Origin of the sequence: Tenacibaculum bernardetii, assembly GCF_029125915.1 — a bacterium.
Lineage (GTDB): Bacteria > Bacteroidota > Bacteroidia > Flavobacteriales > Flavobacteriaceae > Polaribacter > Polaribacter bernardetii.
This window is the reverse complement of record NZ_JAQJCU010000002.1, coordinates 153,116-170,399: the sequence shown is the minus strand read 5'-3', so window position 1 is coordinate 170,399 and position 17,284 is coordinate 153,116. Positions and strand designations below refer to the sequence as shown.

Below are 17,284 nucleotides of genomic sequence, written 5' to 3'. Positions count from 1 at the left end.
GTAAATTTTTAATTTTTAGGTAAAATAACTGTAAAAACGGTTCCTATGTTTTCTGTTGAGGTGAAACTGATAGAGCCGTCATATGCTTCAATTATATTTTTTATCATGGCTAAACCTAAGCCCATTCCGCTTGTTTTGGTGGTAAACTTAGGCTCGAAAATTAATTCTTTATTTTGTTCTATGATTCCTTTTCCGTTATCGGAAACAGTAATTTTAACATTATTCCCTTCAGAAGTTACCTTTACTTCAATTCTAGGAGTAGCTGTATTTTCTGTAATTGCCTGCGTTGCATTTTTTATTAAATTAGTTAAAATTCTAATTAATTGAGTCTTATCTAAATTAGCAAATAGTTCGGTTTCTTGCGGAATGTAATGTATGTAATCTTCAGAGAAAATATCTAAAGAATGTTTAACAATATCAACGACATCTAACCTTTCGCGACGTTGTGTAGGCATTTTTGCAAAGTCTGAAAAAGCAGAAGCAATAGAGCTCATTACATCAATTTGTTGAATTAGTGTTTCACTGTATTCAGATAATTTTTCTTTTATGGTCGGATCTTCTGGGTTAAACCTTCTTTCGAAGCTTTGAACTGAAAGACGCATTGGTGTAAGCGGATTTTTTATTTCATGTGCTACTTGTTTGGCCATTTCTCTCCAAGCTTGTTCACGTTCACTTTTAGCAAGTTTTACAGCACTTTCTTCTAACTGATCAATCATATTATTGTAAGAATCAATTAAAGAGTTTATTTCTGAACTAGCAGAGTTTAACGTAATTTTTTCATTCCGTTGATTTAAACGAGTTTCTTTAATTTTTTTAGAAATTGTTTGAATAGACCTTGTGATGTAACTAGATAAAAAGTAAGCTAATGCAATGGCTATAATAAACATTAGTAAGTATACGAGTAGTAAACGAGATATAAACTCCCGTAATTCATGTTTTTGTTCTTCGTTATCTTGGGCTATTTGTAGTTTTAAAATCCCAATTCGTTTAAATCGAGAATCCGTGATATAAGTATACGATGACTGAAATGTAACACCCTCTTGATAATCTTCATCTGAATGCCTATGATCAGAATTATTAGCAAGGCTCTTTATTGTTTCTCTAGGTAAATTTTCACCTTCTTTTTTATCAAAGTTATAAGGAATGGATGATTTTAATAAGTTACCATCCATATCATACATAGATACGGTAAGTTTATGAACATATGCAATATCATAAATACGATATTGAAAAATTTTAGCTAAATTATTTGTGGTAATAGGGTAGGTTGTCTTGCGCTTTAATTCGATTTCAATATCGTGCTTGGTAGCACTTTCTTTTCTGTTAAAACGTAGTTTGTTATAATCATCTGTCTGCTCGCCATATTGAAATATGGTAACACTAATAATTAAAATAGAGGCCAACAATACTAAAAGTATCATTGATAAAAAGATTCTAATTCGTAGTGATATATTTTTAATATTTAGCAAATTTATTATTTTATTCTTTTAGTATTCATAATTAAGGTGTCGTCGGCTTGACCATCATTATCCCAATCGTATATTGATGTTCCTTTAAAACCATTTTCTATTTGTTGTATTTTATACCAAGCCTGTACTTGTTTACCCATATAAAAATAATCAATAAATAAACTATCTTTTTTCATCTTCCATTTACCATTAGTCTGGTCTAATTTTTCTCCGTTAGGTTGTTTAAACCATGCAGAAAATGTTCCGTCTTTTTTGTAAGATGATTGCGCCTTACCTGAATTGGGTTTGTTAAAATCATCTTCAAAAACAGAAGTACTATCAGTTTTGTTTACGGTAATCATTTTAATTTTTAAATAAGTGGTTTCCCAATTACCAACTAGGTAATTACTTAAAGTAGTTTTTTTATGTTGATTACAACTTACAAAAAGTATTCCAAAGCTTATAATAGCTGCTAGTTTTATTTTCATAATCAAGATTTAATTTTGTCTTCTTTACTGTGTAAAAGGCGAGTTAATTTAATTGATAAATCTAATAAGATTATTTTAGCATTCCCGTTTCTTTCAATGTGATATTGAGCATCACTTACCTCCTTTTCAATAACTAAAATATTTGCACTGTGTATAAAAGGTGCAAATTTTTCTAATTGAAAATTAGCAGATTTTGTTTCTAGGAAAACTAAGTCTGGTGTTCCGTAATTTAATAGCAAGGCTTGCCTAAAAAACTGCAAACAATATTGTAAAAATTGTTTTTGTGTTTCTCTACCCGATTTAGCAATAGCTTCAGACCATTTTATTAAATCCTGAATTACAGCAGCATTTCCTTTGGCTTTAAAGGCAGCACGAATCCATGTAATAAACCATTCTTCAAAAATTAAATCATTAGAGTTGTTGTTTAATATACGTAATGCTTTGTTGTAATTCCCTTCAGATTGATGCGCTATTTTTATAGCTTCATTTTCTGCAACATTCTCGTTTTTAACTAGAGTATTAGCAATATCGGCATCACTTAAAGAAGGGAAATTTAATGCTTGACAGCGAGATTTTATGGTGTTTATAATTTGCTCTTCATCTTCAGTAATTAATAAGAAAATGGTTTTGTTTGGCGGTTCTTCAATCAATTTTAATAATTTATTAGAAGCTGCAATGTTCATTTTTTCAGCCATCCAAATAATCATCACTTTAAAACCACCTTCGTAAGATTTTAATTGTAGCTTTTTAACAATATCTAAGGCTTCATCAACACCTATTTGACCTTGTTTATTTTCTACACCAATATGTTTAGACCAGTCGAAAATGCTTCCGTAAGGTTGCGTTTCTATAAAACTTCTCCAATCATTTAAAAACAAATTGCTAACAGGGTGTTTTTTTACAGCATCGTTTGTGGTTACAGGAAAGGCAAAATGTAAATCAGGGTGTTGTAATTTATTGCATTTTATATTACAAGCTTCTTCGTTGCTTGATGATTTACATAATAAAAATTGAGCATAAGCAATTGCCATTGGCAAAGTACCAGAACCTTCTTTACCAACAAAAAGTTGCGCATGCGGAATTCGGTTATTCTCAGCCGATTGCTGTAAATGCTTTTTAATATGTTCCTGTCCTATAATTTTATCGAAAGTCATGCAACAAATATAAGATTTCAAATATAGAGAACAACCAATAAAAAGAAAGAACAGATTGTTTGAGGCTAATTGTTTAGAACGGTTCTATTTTAGTATATTTGTGACCCAATTTATACGTCTCATTTGAATTCAATCGCAAATTTACAGCTAGGAGAAAGAGGTATTATATCTGAACAATGTTTAGATGTTATTCCTTTAAAATTATTAGAAATGGGTTGCTTACCAGGAACAGAAGTAGAGTTGTTGCAGATAGCTCCTTTTAAAGATCCGTTATACATTTGTGTAAACGGCAGTCACTTGGCAATACGAAAAGAAACGGCAAGCAAAATTGTAATTACCAAAATATAATTGATGGATAAGCGTATTAAAGTAGCTTTGGTTGGAAATCCAAACACGGGAAAAACATCATTATTTAACCAATTAACGGGTTTAAACCAAAAAGTTGGTAATTATCCTGGTGTAACGGTAGATAAAAAACAAGGAACTTGTAAGTTATCAGGTAAAAATACCGCAATTATTACCGATTTACCAGGAACGTACAGCATTAATCCAACCTCTATTGATGAAAGTATTGTTTTAAAAACTCTCTTAAGTTCTCAGGAAGATGAAAAGCCAGATGTAATTGTAGTGGTTGCAGATGTAGAGAATTTAAAGCGAAATTTATTACTCTTTTCTCAAATTCAAGATTTAGAAATACCCACGATTTTAGCCTTAAATATGGCAGATCAAATGCTGCGTAAAGGTATTTTAATAGATATTGAGAGTTTAGAAAAAGAACTACACACAAAAGTAGTTTTAATATCTGCTAGAAAAAACGAAGGAATAAACGACGTAAAAAAAGAAATTGAGAATTATAGCGTATTAAAACCACACTCTAATTTTAATGAGATTTCTACTAAAATAGATGCAGCTTATTTTAGTGAGCTAGAAAAAATAAGTCCAAATTTTTCATCATATGAATTATGGATGATGCTTACAAAGCAGCATATTTCTTTGCTTTCTGATAAAGAAAAAGAGCAGTTACTATTTTTTAACGACGCAGGTGTTAAGCAAAAAAAATATCAGCATAAAGAAACAATTTATCGATATCAGAAAATAAATTCGATTTTAAATAAAACATATAAAGTTGATGCCTCTAAAGCAACAGATTTACGTGCAAAGTTAGATCGTGTTTTTACACACAAAATATTCGGTTATATTATTTTCTTCGGATTATTATTGTTGATTTTTCAATCAGTTTTCGATTGGGCATCAACACCAATGGATTTAATAGACGGCTTATTTGCAAATATTGCTGATTTAACTAAAACAAACTTACCAGCCGGTATGTTTACCGATTTATTAACGGAGGGAATTATTCCGGGAATAGGTGGTGTTGTTATTTTTATTCCGCAAATAGCCATTCTGTTTTTATTTATTGCCATTCTAGAAGAAACAGGTTACATGAGCAGAGTTGTTTTTTTGATGGATAAAATTATGCGTCGTTTTGGAATGAGCGGTAAAAGTGTAATTCCGTTAATTTCTGGTACTGCATGTGCAATACCCGCAATAATGGCAACACGAACTATTTCTAGTTGGAAAGAGCGCTTAATAACCATTTTAGTAACGCCTTTTACAACCTGTTCGGCACGTTTACCTGTATATGCTATTTTAATAGCCCTGATTATTCCAGATACCAAAATATTCGGAATATTAAGTTTACAAGGATTAACATTATTAGGGTTATATTTTATAGGGTTTGCAGCAGCAATAATAGGTGCTTACATTTTACATAAAACATTAAAAATAAACAACACTTCGTTTTTCGTAGTAGAAATGCCTAATTACAAGCTGCCTTCAGCAAAAAATGTATTTTTTGATGTGTTAGAAAAAACGAAAGCCTTTGTTTTCGGAGCCGGAAAAATAATTTTAGCCATCTCAATTGTATTATGGTTTTTAGCTTCGAACGGGCCATCAGCCTTTGAGAACGCAGAGAAAAATGTAATAGAGAATGTTGCAAATCAACAATTATCAGCAGCTGAATTATCGCAAAAAATAGCATCCGCTAAACTAGAAAATTCTTATATAGGTATTGCTGGTAAAGCAATAGAACCTGCCGTGAAACCATTAGGTTACGATTGGAAAATAGGAATTGGTTTAATAGCTTCATTTGCTGCAAGAGAAGTCTTTATAGGTACGTTAGCAACAATTTATAGTGTTGAAAACGATGATGAAAATATTTCGACAATTAAACAAAAGATGGCGGCTGAAATAAACCGTGAAACAGGTGAAAAACGATACAATTTTGCTACCGGAATATCTTTGTTGTTGTTTTATGCATTTGCAATGCAATGTATGGCAACTTTAGCCATAGTAAAGAGAGAAACGAAAAGTTGGAAATGGCCAATAATACAACTTATAGGTATGGGAGCATTGGCATATTTAACGGCATTTATAGCATATCAAACTTTAAGTTAATGCAAGAAATTATTACGTATATCGCAGTAGGTTTAGCAGTGTTTTTTTTAGTGAAAAAGTTTTTTATTAAAAAAAATAACAAAGGTTGTAGTACGGATTGCAATTGTTCTTAATCAATAAATAATATATTTTTTATTTGTAACACTTTAGGCAATTAATGTATGTTTGTGGTATTGTAATTGATGATGTAACCTACATCTATAATTGATTTAAAATATAAATATGAAAAAAGCATTTTTAATAGCTGTTATCTTTATCAGCTCATTTGCACAAGCACAACAAGAGGTAAAAGTAGATATATTAGATGCTCTGGCATTAAAAACAGTAGAGGTTTCTTACGAATATTATACTAGTGAGCAATCATCTATAGGTATTTCTGCCTTGTTTAATTTTGAGAAAAAATCATCGGATTTTAGATACAATGAAGAGCTAATGATTACACCTTATTTTCGTCATTATTTTACAAATAATACTAATTGGAATTATTTTGGTGAAGTTTTTATGGGGATTAATACAGGCGAAAAAGAAATTGAAGTAGAAGGTAGCACAATAAAACAGTATAAAGAATATACAGACGGAGCTTTAGGTATTGCTTTTGGTTCTAAATATGTGTCATCAGGAGGTTTTGTTATTGATGTTCATGCAGGTTTAGGAAGAAATATGTTTTCTTCAGAATCGCGCTCTGTAGTGCCAAGAGTTGGTATTAATGTAGGATATAGATTTTAGTGTAAAACTGAAATAAAATGATTAAAAAGCTTGCGTTATGCAAGCTTTTTTGTTTGTATAATATTAGCTAAAATAAAACTTATACAGGCTGGTATAGCCCAACCTAAACTATGATTAGCTAAAGGAATATAGTTTTTGATAGTTGTTAAGTATGCACCCGGAATAATGAATCCTAAAAAATCAGGGATACTGAATAGAAATGTAACGATCACAGCGACTTTAAAAACGAAACTTGATGTGTATCTACTTGAAATTACATTTAAAATAATTAAAATAATTGTTATTGGGTAGATAAACATCAATGCAGGTAGCGCAATGTTTATAATATAAGTTACATCAAACTGACCAACTAAAACGCCAAGAATACATCCAATTACCGCGGTAATTGTAAACACTTTTTGAGAGTTGTTACTAATTCCTTTAAAATAATCAGCAGTACCAGTAATAATTCCTACAGCAGTAGTAAAGCAAGCTAAGGCAACTAAAACACTTAAGAAAATACTACCTATATTACCTAAAGTTTGGTTGCTTAATGATTTTAAAATTTCTGTTCTATTAGCTTCTTCAGGAAAAGTTGAGCTAAACAAAACTCCATTATAAATAAGGCCTGCATAAATAATTAAGAGTCCTAAACCAGCAATAAAACCAGCTTTAGTTATCAGTTCTTTTTTGTAGTTAAAAGTTGCTTCTTTGTTAAAATTCATAGAGATAACCAAAACACCACCTACTACTATCGAAGCAATGGCATCGAAAGTTTGATAGCCTTCTAACAATCCATCAACAAAAGGTGTTTTAAGAGTACTTGTGTTTATGGCATCTGGAGCAGTAAAAATTCCAATAAAAATAATAGAAAGTAACATGCATATTATAAGCGGAGTTAAAAACTTACCTATAAGATTTAGTATTTTAGATCGGTTCATGGCAAACAAAAAAACAAATCCAAAATAAATACTACTGGTGATTAAAGAGCTAACATTATTAAAATAAGGAGCAATAGCCATTTCATGAGTAACCGAAGCAGTTCTTGGCGCTGGTAACGCAATGCAAATTGTATAGATAACAAAACAATATATAAGGCTAAAGGTAGGGGAAACTTTTTTACCAAAGTCATACATAGTACCTTGTAATTTGGCGTGTGCTAAAATTCCTAATATAGGAATGAATACTGCGGTAATAAAAAAACCAATTGTAACCCAGCTCCATAAATCGCCCGAATTTTTACCTAAAAAAGGAGGTAAAATTAAGTTTCCTGCTCCAAAAAACATAGAAAACAAGGCGAAACCGGTGATGTATATATCTTTAGTTTTATTCATTCTTATTTGTGTTTGTAATTATATAGATGATAAAATTTATAAATAAGTATAAAAGAGCAACAATAATTAGTGTAAATTTTATAGTAGCAAAGTAGTAAGCCATTAAAGCTAAATTTTTATCAGTACTACCTAATAATATATGTATTAATCCTATATTTTCAATAGCATCAAAAAGGGCGGTAAAAAATTGAGAAAACAATAAGACAAGTCCAACTAAATAAAATGGTTTTCCGTGCCAAAGTATTTTATTGAGTTTATGAATTAACAACGCTATTAAGGCTGGATAAATAGTTAAGAATAAAAAATCGAGACCTAAACTTATACCTGCATTAATTTTTGCATTTGCATCCCAAGAATTTAGAATAGCTTGAGATATGCGAATATCTTTGGCTAACTCAAAAGATATAATTCCGTTTTCACAAATATCATTAATTAAAAAATAATCAATGCTTAGCATAGCATATCCAATACAAATAGTCATAATGGCCAAAAAAAAGGTGACTATTTTTTCAGTTTTATTATCTAATATAGAAAATGGAGAGCTTAACATAATTTTATAAAAATACAAGCGAAAGATACATATTTTTGCAGGATGCAGAACTTTATCAGTTATAAAAATAGTAAAATAGCATATTTAGATGTTGGAAAAGGAACTACGATAGTTTTGCTTCATGGTTTTTTAGAAAACGCGACTATGTGGAGTAGCGTAGTAAAAGAGTTATCTAAAACAAATAGAGTAATTTGTATTGATCTTTTGGGTCATGGAAAATCAGACTGTATAGGGTATGTTCATACGATGAACGATATGGCAGAAGCAGTGAAAGAAGTTTTAAATTTTTTACGCCTCAGAAAATTTTATATAATTGGTCATTCAATGGGAGGGTATGTTTCTCTAGCATTTGCAGAAAAATATTTAAAAAACATAAAGGGATTGTGTTTGTTAAATTCATCTGCACAAGCAGATTCTGAAGAGCGAAAAGAGTTGCGTACTAGAGTAGGTGAAATGGCCAAAAAGAATTATAGTAATTTGGTAAGAATGTCTATCTCAAATTTATTTTTAACTGAAACTAAAGCGATTTTTACTTCAGAAATAGCACAGATAAAAAAAGAAGCATTACAAACTTCTGTACAAGGGTATATTGCCGCAACAAAAGGAATGCAACTAAGAGAAAATAAAGAAGCTGTTTTACAAACTATTCCTAAAAGGCTTATAATTGCTGGTGAAAATGACCCTGTAACACATTTTAATTCGATTATTAAAGAGGCTAAGCGAACAAAAACATCTTTAATAAAATTATCTGGAGGTCATATGAGTCACATAGAGGATAAGGATGAATTAATAGCTTCTTTAAAGAAATTTATTAAAGGCTAAATATTTTCTGTTACTTTGCAATGTAAAAAAGATACTTATGAAAATTCATCACCTAGCCACAGAGAAATCTATTTTAAATAAATTTTTAGCAGAAATAAGAAATGTAGATGTTCAGAAAGATTCTCTGCGTTTTCGTAGAAATATTGAGCGAATTGGCGAGATTTTGGGATATGAATTAAGTAAAGAATTATCTTTTGAAAACAAAGAGATTAAAACACCTTTAGGTGCAATGTCTATAGAAACTCCAGTTAACGATGTAGTTTTGTGCTCAATTCTTCGAGCGGGATTGACTTTACATAATGGATTGCTAAACTATTTTGATGATGCAGAAAATGCTTTTATTTCAGCTTACCGCCATCACCCGAATAATGATGAAGAGTTTGATATTATTGTAGAATATTTCGCCTCTCCATCAATAGATGGTAAAACATTATTGTTAGTTGACCCTATGTTAGCTACAGGTAGATCGATTGTGGCGGTTTATGAAGCAATTAAAAAACACGGAACACCAAAAAAAATTGAGATAGTATCGGTAATTGGTTCAGCAGAAGGTGTAGCGTATATTGAGGAATTTTTTCCTGAAGACACCAATTTATGGATTGCAGATATCGATGCTGAATTAAATGACAAAGGATATATTGTTCCTGGTTTAGGAGATGCAGGTGATTTGGCTTTTGGAGCTAAAATGTAGCCTTATATAAAGTTTGTGATAATCGATATAGCTAAAAACAACAACAACAATACATTGGCAATCCATTTATGTTGATATAATTCTAGTCCGTTTGCTAATATTACCGCTACAGGAAAAAACACGAATAATAATTCACTACTCGCTTTGTTGCTCATTAAAAGGATAATTAGTAGAGAAATTATTAGGTGAATAATAGTTAAAATCCAGTTTTTCCTAAAAGTATTAAGTATTGCTAATGTCTTAGGGCTTTTTAAAACAACCGCAGTAATAACCAAAGAAGTAATAAATGTATTCTGAAATAAATACTTGGTACTTAAGTATAAGTTAAAGTCGTAGTGAATACTCCAATCGAAAAGAAGGTAGAAGTCAGTCAACTTATCATACCAAAAACAATAGGTAAAAAATAAAAACACCACGCTTCCAAAACCTATTAAAGGCGTTAAAAGTGTTTGGTAAGTATATTGTTGATGCAGATATATAGATATGTATAGAAGTACGGAAAATAAAGCCGTGTAAGGCTCTATTAAAAAAGAAACACCTAGCCATAAACCCCCATCAAATAATTTATGCAGAATGTTTTTTTGTGATTTTAAACTATACACCTTACGTAAAAACAGCAAAACAGTTAAGCATGCGTAAAACGTACTATTAATAATTATTACATCAGGAAAAAATCCGATAAGTATTACGAAAAATAAAAAAGCAAAAGAATTATCGAATGTTAATTGATTTTTAGCAAGAATAAAGTTGAAAATAGAAAAAACAACAATAAACCCAAGCAATTCTTTAAAGAGATTAAGAGATAATTCTTTAGAAAATAAACTGAAAGAAAAGTAAATTAAAAACAGCGCAAACAGCACTATGAAATTTACAGGTTTTGATTTACCGAAAAAATTGGCTAACATGGTTTCTTTTTATACTTTTGCAAACGTAAAGATAATCAAGTTATGTTAGGATTAAATATTTTTAGATTAATTGGAGATTTATTTCAATACATTTTAATTCCATTCAAATGGTTGCGACTAGAAGTTGCTAAAGGAGATTATGGATGGTGGACATCAAATGCTGTAAACTGGCTATTTGTATTGGTGTTAATCGTTTTATTTGGATACTGGATGTGGCAATCGGCAACTTTCTTAAAAGAAGGAACTGAAGATAAAGCTTAATTTAGATACACATTGGGAAGCAAAAATAAATTAAAACGTTTCAAAGAAAATGAAACGTTTGCTAACGTACTTCAGCCTACAAGAGAAGAAGTAGTTGGTGATTTTTCTTTAAAAGGAAAATGGCATACTTTTTTTAAAAACGACAATCCAATTATTTTAGAGTTGGGATGTGGTAAAGGGGAGTATACTATTGCTTTGGCAGAGAAAAACCCAGATAAAAATTTTATTGGTATTGATATTAAAGGAGCTCGTTTTTGGCGTGGTGCAAAAACCGCAATAGAAAACGACATGCAAAATGTTGCCTTTATTAGAACACAAATAGAGTTGGTAGATTACATTTTTGCTAAAAATGAAGTTGATGAAATTTGGATAACATTCCCAGATCCACAAATAAAATATCAACGTACAAAGCATAGAATGACCAATACAGCATTCTTAAAAAGATATCACCATATTTTAAAAGAAGACGGAATCATGAACCTAAAAACCGATAGCGAATTTATGCACGGTTATACTTTAGGTTTGTTGCATGGTGAAGGTCATGAGATTATACACGCAAATCATAATGTGTATAAAAACGAAGGCGCACCAGAAGAGGTAACTTCTACCCAAACTTTCTATGAAAAACAATATTTAGAAGTAGGGAAGCCAATTACTTATATCCGATTTAAATTAAATTACTAATTTTACTCGGTGAGTAAAAATCAAAATTTTTTCGAAAGAGTTTACGAAGTTACAAAGCTAATTCCATACGGAAGAGTAACTAGCTATGGTGCTATTGCAACTTATTTAGGTGCTGCAAGATCTGCAAGAATGGTTGGTTGGGCAATGAATAATTCTCATTCTAAAAACATACCAGCTCATAGAGTAGTAAACCGAATAGGCCTACTTACAGGGAAACAACATTTCGATGGTACAAACTTAATGCAACAGCTTTTAGAAAATGAAGGTATTGTTGTATTTGAAAATCAGATACAAGATTTTAAAACTGTTTTTTGGAATCCGATAAACGAACTGCGACCTGAAGAAGACCTTTAGCTTCTAAATAAAGGCGTTTATCTTCGTTTTTTTGGATTAAAAATATGCCATAAAATAGAATTATCACTTCATAAATAATCACAATCTAACTCTCTTTATTTTCTGACGTCTAAAACGTATCTTTGCAGTTAGGTATTAATTAATTTAATTAAACACTCTAATGAGTTTTAAAAAACAAGATATATACAAAGCGTTAGAAACTATAACTGCACCAGGAGAAGGTAAGAGTTTAGTTGAAAACGAAAACATAAAAAACATCGTTACTTTTGGTAACGAAGTTATTGTTGATGTAACAATTTCAAACCCATCTTTACAAGCTAAAAAGAAGGCAGAAGTAGAAATTACGAAAGCAATTCACGAGCACGTTGATAAAGCAATCGATGTAAAGGTGAATGTAAAAGTTGAGGTAAAGGAGAAAGAAAATCCGAATGAAATAAAAGGAAAATCAATTCCTAATATTCAAAATATTATTGCAATAGCGTCTGGTAAAGGAGGTGTAGGTAAATCTACAATTACCTCTAACATGGCAGTGTCTTTAGCTAAAATGGGCTTTAAAGTTGGTGTTTTAGATGCTGATGTTTACGGACCATCTCAACATTTAATGTTTGATGTAGAGAAGGAAAAACCATTAGCAGTAAAAGTTGACGGACGTTCTAAAATGAAACCTGTTGAAAATTACGGCGTAAAATTATTATCTCTAGGTTTCTTTACAGACCCTAACCAAGCAGTAATTTGGCGTGGGCCAATGGCTTCAAAAGCGTTAAATCAATTAATTTTTGATGCAGATTGGGGAGAATTAGATTTCTTATTGATCGACTTACCTCCAGGAACAGGAGATGTGCATTTATCAATCGTACAAGCAGTACCAATTAACGGAGCTGTAGTGGTAAGTACACCGCAAAACATTGCTTTAGCTGATGCTAAAAAAGGTGTTGCAATGTTTAAGCAAGAAAGTATTAATGTACCAGTATTAGGTATCGTAGAAAACATGGCGTATTTTACACCAGAAGAATTACCAGAAAATAAATATTACATTTTTGGTAAAGGTGGTGCTAAGAATTTAGCGGAAGATATCGAAACTAGTTTCTTAGGTGAAATACCATTAGTGCAAAGTATTCGTGAAGCAGGTGATGTAGGTCATCCAGTGGCATTACAAGAAAACAGCCCTTTACAAAAAGCATTTACAGATGTAACCAAAGAAATGGTTTCTCAATTATTAAAAAGAAATGCTAATTTGCCAGCTACCGAAGTAGTTCGTATTACTACAATGAGCGGTTGTAGTACTAAATAGTTAAAAGATTATGACAGCAACAGAAATAAAAGATAACGTAGAAAAAGCTTTAGAAGAAATTCGTCCTTTTTTAATAAGTGACGGAGGAAACATTAAGTTATTATCTATCGAAAATAATAAAGTAAAAGTTCAGTTAGAAGGAGCTTGTAGTGGCTGTACAGTAAATCAAATGACGTTAAAAAACGGCGTTGAGGCAACTATAAAAAAATATGTTCCATCAATAGAAGAAGTAATTAATGTAGCTTAAAACTTGATTTTTATCAGGTTTTAATAACTACAAACTTATTATTTTTGGGCGTTCGAGCGCGCTTTCGCTACTCGCTTTTTTAAAAATAGAAAAATATTTTTAAAAAGAGCTCAAACAAGCCGCTCAATCACTAACGCATATATTCCTGTCTTCAAAAAAAGACAGGAATATCAGTATAAAAAAGAAAATTCTTGTCATTAAAATGATACAAACAGATATACTAATTATAGGAGCAGGTCCAACAGGATTGTTCACCGTATTTGAAGCAGGATTATTAAAATTACGTTGTCACTTAATTGATGCATTGCCACAACAAGGAGGGCAATGTTCAGAAATTTACCCTAAAAAACCTATTTACGATATACCAGCGTATCCAGAGATTTTGGCAGGCGATTTAACCGATAAATTAATGGAACAAATTAAACAATTTGAACCAGGATTTACCTTAGGAGAACGCGCTGAGACAATAGAAAAACAAGAAGATGGTAATTTTATAGTAACCACTAATAAAGGTACAAAACACCAAGCACCTGTAGTAGCAATTGCAGGTGGTTTAGGAAGTTTTGAGCCACGTAAGCCTCCAATTCCTGGTATTGCAGATTATGAAGATAAGGGAGTTGAGTACATGATTAAAGAGCCAGAGCTTTACCGAGATAAAGATGTGGTTATTGCAGGAGGTGGAGATTCGGCATTAGATTGGTCTATTTTCTTAACAGATATAGCTAAATCTGTAACTTTAGTGCACCGTAGAAATGAATTCCGAGGAGCGTTAGATTCTGTTGATAAAGTACAGGAATTAAAAGATGCCGGTAAAATTAATTTAGTTACACCAGCTGAGGTTAAAGGAATCGTTGGTGAAAATAATGTTGAAGGTGTTTTAATCGAACAAAAAGATAAAGAGCAATACACGTTAAAATGTGATCATTTTATTCCGCTTTTTGGATTATCACCAAAACTAGGACCTATTGCAAATTGGGGGTTAGAAATTGAAAAAAATGCCATTAAAGTAAATAATGCATTAGATTATCAAACGAATATTCCTGGTATTTATGCGATTGGCGATGTAAACACATATCCAGGTAAATTAAAGTTGATTCTTTGTGGTTTTCACGAAGCAACGTTAATGTGTCAAAGTGCTTTTCAGCGTATTTTTCCGGATAAAAAATACGTAATGAAATATACTACAGTTGGTGGGATAGATGGTTTTGATGGTACACGTAAAGAAGCTCCGAAAGCAGTAGTTAAAAAAATAGAGTAGTATTTTAACTAACTTTAGCTGGCTTATAAATAGATAAAATTTGACGTTAATAGATTACATAGAACAATTATCACAAGATAAACTCTTGTATTTTGCATTGCCAATATTTTTAATTTCGATGTTGGTAGAGTATAAAATATCAAAAGAAAAATACAATGCAAAAGACACAGGGATATCAATCTTAATGATGGTTTTCTCTGCAATTGTAGAGTTTTTTCCTAAGATAATAGCTTTTGTTGTTTTCTTCTATTTACATGAGTTAAGTCCGTTAAAAGACATTGTACAACGACAATGGTGGGTGTGGATATTGCTGTTTTTTGCAGATGATTTTGCCTATTACTGGTTTCATCGCTTAAACCATGAAGTCCGTTTGTTTTGGGCAGGTCACGTGCCGCATCATTCATCAATACACATGAATTTAGGTACAGCTCTGCGTCAAGGAGTTGGTGAGCGTATTCATAAATTTTTCTTTTGGATATGGATTCCTTTATTAGGTATCGATCCATTAATGATTTTTGTAATGATGTCTGTAAGTTTAATTTATCAATTTTTTGTTCATACCGAATTGGTAGATAAACTACCAAAACCGATTGAATTTATTTTTAACACACCTTCGCATCATAGAGTACATCATGCATCTAACATTCGTTATTTAGATTGTAATCATGCTGGAGTTTTAATTATTTGGGATCGTATTTTTGGTACTTTTTCTGAAGAATTAAAAGATATAGAACATCCCGTTTACGGTTTAACAGTAAATATTGAAACGTATAATCCAATAAAAGTTGCAACACACGAATATTCGGCAATTTTAAAAGATGTAAAAAGAGCTCGTAAATTTTCTGACAAGTTAAATTATATTTTCAACTCACCAGGTTGGACGCATGATGGAGAGGATAAACGAGCAAAAACATTACGTAAAAAAATGAATTTGTAATATGGAACAAGATATCACCCTAAAAATAACTGATAGAGAAGGTGTTTTACACGAAATTCAAGCGCCAACAGATATGGCAATGAATTTAATGGAGGTTGTACGTTCGTACGAATTAGCGCCAGAAGGAACAATTGGAATTTGTGGTGGAATGGCAATGTGTGCTTCTTGTCAATGTTATATAAAATCAGCACATGAATTGCCAGAAATGGGCGATGATGAAGATGCAATGTTAGCAGAAGCTTTTTATGTAGAAGATAATAGCCGTTTAGGCTGTCAACTAGCAATAACTCCAGCACTTGATGGTTTAGAGGTTGAACTAGCACCTGAAAGTTAAATAATAACTGAAACTTTCTGTATATTTGTAGAACAAGCAACTAAAAGTTCTAACAATGTATTTAGACTTACTATCACATTTAAAATTTTTGATAAAACGCAATCCCGAATAATTAATGGAATAATCTATCAATGTTAAAATGTAGCAATATTTATTTGTTACATTATTATATTAATTTATTAAACTATTAAGCAATATGCCTTTTTATCATAAGTTAGGAAATATTCCACCCAAAAGACATACACAATTTCGTAAAGAAGACGGAAGTTTGTATTACGAACAATTGTTTGGTACGATTGGTTTCGACGGAATGTCTACTAATTCATATCACGAACACAGACCTACAATGGTCAAAGAAATTCGCAAGCAATACTCTGTTGCACCCAAAATAGCGAAAGCAAATAATATTCAATCGTATCGTTTTCGTGGATTTCAAGTAAAGCCAGAAAACGATTATTTAGAAAGCAGAAAGGTTGTTTTAACGAATTCAGATTGTAATATAATTTTATCGGCGCCAAAAAAATCTACAACCGATTATTTTTATAAAAACACCGATGCTGATGAGGTAATTTTCATCCATAAAGGAACCGGTAAACTAAGAACACACCTTGGAAATATCGATTTTAAATACGGAGATTATTTAGTAATTCCACGTGGGATTATCTATAAATTAGATTTTGATGATGAAAATAACCGACTTTTCATAGTAGAATCTTACAGTCCGGTTTACACTCCAAAACGTTACAGAAACTACTTTGGGCAACTTTTAGAACATTCACCATTTTGTGAACGCGATTTAAGAAGACCAGAAGAATTAGAAACTTATAACGAGTTAGGCGATTTCTTAATCAAAGTAAAAAAGCAAGGAGAAATTATAGAAATGGTCTATGCTTCACATCCTTTTGATGTGGTTGGTTACGACGGCTATAATTTTCCGTATGCTTTTTCAATTCACGATTTCGAGCCAATAACAGGTCGTATTCATCAACCGCCACCAGTGCACCAAACATTCGAAACAAACGCATTTGTAATTTGTAGTTTTGTACCTCGCTTGTACGATTACCATCCAGATTCAATTCCTGCTCCATACAACCACAGTAATATCGATTCAGATGAAGTTTTGTATTATGTAGATGGTGATTTTATGAGCAGAAATGATATCGATCAAGGTCATATTTCACTGCACCCGGCAGGTATACCTCATGGTCCGCACCCAGGAGCAACCGAGCGCAGTATCGGGCATACAAAAACCGAAGAATTAGCAGTAATGGTAGATACATTTAAACCTTTACAAGTTACTGAAGAAGCAATGAAAATTGCCGATGAAGACTATTATAAATCTTGGTTGGAGTAAAAAAGATAAA

General features: G+C 31.6%; 20 protein-coding genes. 14 read left to right on the top strand and 6 right to left on the bottom strand.

The genetic code is table 11. The features are described from left to right. Window positions 1–8: 8 nt before the first annotated feature. Genes P2G10_RS02425 through P2G10_RS02415 form a run of 3 tightly spaced genes read right to left on the bottom strand, consistent with a single transcriptional unit; the run spans window position 9 to window position 3,090 of the window. Window positions 9–1,421: a sensor histidine kinase gene (locus P2G10_RS02425; protein ID WP_275315071.1), complete on the bottom strand. Its 1,413-nt coding sequence runs from the start codon at window positions 1,419–1,421 to the stop codon at window positions 9–11. A 53-nt stretch (window positions 1,422–1,474) separates the two neighbouring features. Then, complete coding sequence (locus P2G10_RS02420; RefSeq protein ID WP_218771744.1) at window positions 1,475–1,936, bottom strand: hypothetical protein; 462 nt, start codon at window positions 1,934–1,936, stop codon at window positions 1,475–1,477. A gap of 2 nt (window positions 1,937–1,938) precedes the next feature. Then, window positions 1,939–3,090 (bottom strand): DNA polymerase III subunit, encoded by a 1,152-nt coding sequence (locus tag P2G10_RS02415; RefSeq protein ID WP_275315070.1) that lies wholly within the window; start codon window positions 3,088–3,090, stop codon window positions 1,939–1,941. Window positions 3,091–3,213: 123 nt separating this feature from the next. On the opposite strand from P2G10_RS02415, the gene P2G10_RS02410 reads away from it, so the two are divergent. The 3 genes from P2G10_RS02410 (at window position 3,214) to P2G10_RS02395 (ending at window position 6,273) form a co-directional block, all read left to right on the top strand. Then, window positions 3,214–3,438 (top strand): FeoA family protein, encoded by a 225-nt coding sequence (locus tag P2G10_RS02410; protein WP_218771742.1) that lies wholly within the window; start codon window positions 3,214–3,216, stop codon window positions 3,436–3,438. Between the two features lie 3 nt (window positions 3,439–3,441). After that, complete coding sequence (gene feoB, locus P2G10_RS02405) at window positions 3,442–5,547, top strand: ferrous iron transport protein B (protein ID WP_275315069.1); 2,106 nt, start codon at window positions 3,442–3,444, stop codon at window positions 5,545–5,547. A 222-nt stretch (window positions 5,548–5,769) separates the two neighbouring features. Next, window positions 5,770–6,273, top strand: a complete 504-nt coding sequence (locus P2G10_RS02395; RefSeq protein ID WP_218771740.1) for a DUF3575 domain-containing protein — start codon at window positions 5,770–5,772, stop codon at window positions 6,271–6,273. 35 nt (window positions 6,274–6,308) lie between these two features. Here the strand turns inward: P2G10_RS02395 and brnQ are convergent, their stop codons facing one another. Continuing rightward, entirely contained in the window at window positions 6,309–7,586 is a 1,278-nt protein-coding gene (gene brnQ / locus P2G10_RS02390) for a branched-chain amino acid transport system II carrier protein (RefSeq protein WP_275315067.1), read from the bottom strand. After that, window positions 7,579–8,136, bottom strand: a complete 558-nt coding sequence (locus P2G10_RS02385) for a hypothetical protein (protein WP_275315066.1) — start codon at window positions 8,134–8,136, stop codon at window positions 7,579–7,581. Before P2G10_RS02385 ends, brnQ begins: the two co-directional genes overlap by 8 nt. Window positions 8,137–8,178: 42 nt before the next feature. On the opposite strand from P2G10_RS02385, the gene P2G10_RS02380 reads away from it, so the two are divergent. Both P2G10_RS02380 and upp read left to right on the top strand, forming a co-directional pair. Continuing rightward, on the top strand, window positions 8,179–8,958 hold the full coding sequence (locus P2G10_RS02380) for an alpha/beta fold hydrolase (protein ID WP_275315065.1): 780 nt from the start codon (window positions 8,179–8,181) through the stop codon (window positions 8,956–8,958). Window positions 8,959–8,995: 37 nt separating this feature from the next. Then, the gene (gene upp / locus P2G10_RS02375; protein ID WP_275315064.1) at window positions 8,996–9,649 is read left to right on the top strand and encodes a uracil phosphoribosyltransferase; all 654 of its coding nucleotides are present in this window, start codon (window positions 8,996–8,998) and stop codon (window positions 9,647–9,649) included. 2 nt (window positions 9,650–9,651) lie between these two features. On the opposite strand, the gene P2G10_RS02370 is transcribed toward upp, so the two are convergent. Beyond that, a complete protein-coding gene (locus P2G10_RS02370) occupies window positions 9,652–10,554 on the bottom strand; it encodes a hypothetical protein (protein ID WP_275315063.1) in 903 nt (300 codons plus the stop codon). A gap of 42 nt (window positions 10,555–10,596) precedes the next feature. Here P2G10_RS02370 and P2G10_RS02365 point away from each other — a divergent pair, with 42 nt between their 5' ends. The 9 genes from P2G10_RS02365 to P2G10_RS02325 all read left to right on the top strand — a co-directional run bounded on the left by P2G10_RS02365 (window position 10,597) and on the right by P2G10_RS02325 (window position 17,274). Next, window positions 10,597–10,815: a DUF6341 family protein gene (locus P2G10_RS02365; RefSeq protein WP_218771734.1), complete on the top strand. Its 219-nt coding sequence runs from the start codon at window positions 10,597–10,599 to the stop codon at window positions 10,813–10,815. Window positions 10,816–10,827: 12 nt separating this feature from the next. After that, entirely contained in the window at window positions 10,828–11,499 is a 672-nt protein-coding gene (gene trmB / locus P2G10_RS02360) for a tRNA (guanosine(46)-N7)-methyltransferase TrmB (RefSeq protein ID WP_275315062.1), read from the top strand. A gap of 9 nt (window positions 11,500–11,508) precedes the next feature. Next, entirely contained in the window at window positions 11,509–11,853 is a 345-nt protein-coding gene (locus P2G10_RS02355) for an MGMT family protein (RefSeq protein WP_275315061.1), read from the top strand. Between the two features lie 160 nt (window positions 11,854–12,013). Further along, on the top strand, window positions 12,014–13,144 hold the full coding sequence (locus P2G10_RS02350; RefSeq protein WP_218771731.1) for an Mrp/NBP35 family ATP-binding protein: 1,131 nt from the start codon (window positions 12,014–12,016) through the stop codon (window positions 13,142–13,144). 10 nt (window positions 13,145–13,154) lie between these two features. Next, window positions 13,155–13,391, top strand: coding sequence for a NifU family protein (locus P2G10_RS02345; protein WP_218771730.1), 237 nt, complete (start codon window positions 13,155–13,157; stop codon window positions 13,389–13,391). Between the two features lie 202 nt (window positions 13,392–13,593). Then, window positions 13,594–14,649, top strand: a complete 1,056-nt coding sequence (locus tag P2G10_RS02340) for an NAD(P)/FAD-dependent oxidoreductase (RefSeq protein WP_218771729.1) — start codon at window positions 13,594–13,596, stop codon at window positions 14,647–14,649. Between the two features lie 40 nt (window positions 14,650–14,689). Then, window positions 14,690–15,586: a sterol desaturase family protein gene (locus P2G10_RS02335; protein ID WP_275315060.1), complete on the top strand. Its 897-nt coding sequence runs from the start codon at window positions 14,690–14,692 to the stop codon at window positions 15,584–15,586. A gap of 1 nt (window position 15,587) precedes the next feature. Then, window positions 15,588–15,920: a 2Fe-2S iron-sulfur cluster-binding family protein gene (locus tag P2G10_RS02330; protein WP_218771728.1), complete on the top strand. Its 333-nt coding sequence runs from the start codon at window positions 15,588–15,590 to the stop codon at window positions 15,918–15,920. 196 nt (window positions 15,921–16,116) lie between these two features. Then, the gene (locus tag P2G10_RS02325) at window positions 16,117–17,274 is read left to right on the top strand and encodes a homogentisate 1,2-dioxygenase (RefSeq protein ID WP_275315059.1); all 1,158 of its coding nucleotides are present in this window, start codon (window positions 16,117–16,119) and stop codon (window positions 17,272–17,274) included. The last annotated feature ends 10 nt before the right edge of the window (window positions 17,275–17,284 follow it).